General features: G+C 65.0%; 2 protein-coding genes. One reads left to right on the top strand and one right to left on the bottom strand.

Translation table 11 applies throughout. The features are described 5' to 3' along the window. Positions 1 to 1,097 (bottom strand): glycoside hydrolase family 2 protein (locus VFX99_RS11655; protein WP_329666460.1); only part of this gene is annotated, 1,097 nt, incomplete at its 3' end. 772 nt (positions 1,098 to 1,869) lie between these two features. Between VFX99_RS11655 and VFX99_RS11650 the strand changes: the two genes are divergently transcribed. Next, positions 1,870 to 2,150, top strand: a 281-nt coding sequence (locus VFX99_RS11650; protein ID WP_329666459.1) for a hypothetical protein, incomplete at its 3' end; no start/stop codon positions are given.

Genomic DNA, 2,150 nt, shown 5'->3' with positions numbered 1-2,150 from the left:
GAGAAGTCGAGGGTGTAATCGTACGGCTTGTTCATCTCGGTCCACGCGTCGAACGTCTCGTCGAAGACGAGCATGCCAAGTCGATCGCAGGCGTCCAGCATCGCCGGGCTCAGAGGGTTGTGCGCACTGCGGATCGCGTTGAATCCGGCATCCTTCAGCAGCTCAATCCGCCGCTCCTCCGCCCGTCGGAACGTTGCCGCGCCGAGCGGGCCGTTGTCGTGATGGATGCACGCACCGCGAAGTTTCACGGTCTCGTCATTGATACGAAGGCCCCGCCAGGGATCGATGCGCATGGTGCGGATGCCGAGGGGCATGGTCACAGCGTCCGACTCGTCGGGAACGGCCGGATCTCGGAGGCGGGCGATGACCGAGTAAAGATAGGGGCTCTCGCAACTCCACCGCTGATGATCGCGCAGGTACAGGCGATTGCGTACTGTGGTGCTCCCGCCCGGTCGCACCGTCACAGGGCTGCTGTCCTGAGTGACGAGATCTCCCGCATGATCGCGCACTTCGACGTCCAGGATGAGTCGATGCGTGAGCGCACTTTCGTTCAAGATCGGGACCGCGGACTCGATGACGGCGCGTTCCTCGTCCACGTCCGGTGTCGTCAGCTTGATGCCGTCATCGACGATGTGGACGAGCGGAGAGACGACGAGGTGGACATCGCGATAGATGCCCAAACCGGAGTACCACCGAGAGTCCTGATGGGCCCGCGCCTCTACGCGGACGACGTTCTCGACGCCGTAGCGCAGATGCGCGTCGAGCCGTATCCGGAACACGCTGTACCCGTATCGCCATTGCCCCGCGAATTCGTCGTTCACGTAGACCATCGCATCGCGGTATACACCCTCGAACTCGAGAGCCACCCGCTTCTGGCGCCAGTCGTCCGGCACGTGGAACCGCTTCGCGTACTCCACCTCGCCGCCGGGAAAGAAGGCAGCAGCCGCGCCCCCGACCGCCTCGGGCGAGCGGGTGAATCTGATCATGGCGTCGTGCGGGAGCGTGACAGCTTCCCATTCAGCGCCGCCGAGGAGGTCGACGAACCCGCTGACCTTGCGGCGCACCTTCCAGTCCGAGGTGAACAGCATCTTCGCCATGAGTAGGTCCAATCGAACGATGCGACTCGGTCGTCCTTGCGGGGAACCGCGCCTGAGCAGGTCCGAATCTACCTGCGCGGAGGGTGGGCAACCGAGCTTTTGCGCAAACGACCGCTGAGCATAGACGTGCGCTGCCCTATGCGCACGATGCACTCCGCGAGTAGCCAGCTCCGCCGCCCGGTGGTGTCGCGCAGACGGATTGGTTCGCTGAGGGAACCATGACGCACACGCCGCTGCGCCAGTCACCGTGGGGCAGATTCCCACCGTAGATTCCGCCGGTACTTCCGCGTGATTCCGCGGCTATAGCGGCGATGCGCACGCTTGCCAGGCGCCCGTGAGTAAGGAGCGGGTAAACGAGCATCCTCAAGTTTTACTCAGGGAGCGAGGGCCCAGAGCCAGCGGAATCACGCGGCATTTTGGGCACTCGCGGACAGCCCGACGCACCGCAGGTTTGCGCTCGCGGCCACAGAGCATTCTGCGTCGTCTGTGAGCCTCGCCCTCTGGCGAGGCGGGGCGGGAGATCCCACCGGCCCGCTACTCGTGGATCTCGGCGTGATCGGTTCCGATCCGACCTCCACGCCCGGTCAAGCTTTCCCCGTTGCCGCCTGGCAGTTCAGTGCGGTGAAGTTCTCCCCGGACGGCTCCCGCATGTACGCCAGTGGGTTCGGACCGACCGTCGTACTTGACACGGCCACGGGTGAGGAGCTCGATCGGATCCCCGGCACCGGATTACTGGCCGTCAGTCTTGACGGCCGCCGTATCGCCGTCCGCGATGGCTCGCGCGCGGTACGCATCGTCGCCTCCTCCGGGCAAGGAGCACCAACCAGCCGTCTCGCTGTCGTCCTTTCCAACGGTCGCCGACTTCAGCCCAGACGGCACTCAACTCGTTATCGCCGCGGGCGGCCGCGCCGTGATTGCGAACGCCGAGAGTGGCGAGATCGAGGAGACGCTACAACACGAGGACGGCTTGGTCACCGCGGTCGAGTTCCGGCGGACCGGTGAGCTGGTGACCGCGGGAGATGATGGCGCGATCAGCACGTGGCACTTCGGGGA

The organism is Microbacterium sp. (assembly GCF_036277215.1).
Classification (GTDB): domain Bacteria; phylum Actinomycetota; class Actinomycetes; order Actinomycetales; family Microbacteriaceae; genus Microbacterium.
This window is presented reverse-complemented; position numbering and strand designations above follow the sequence as displayed.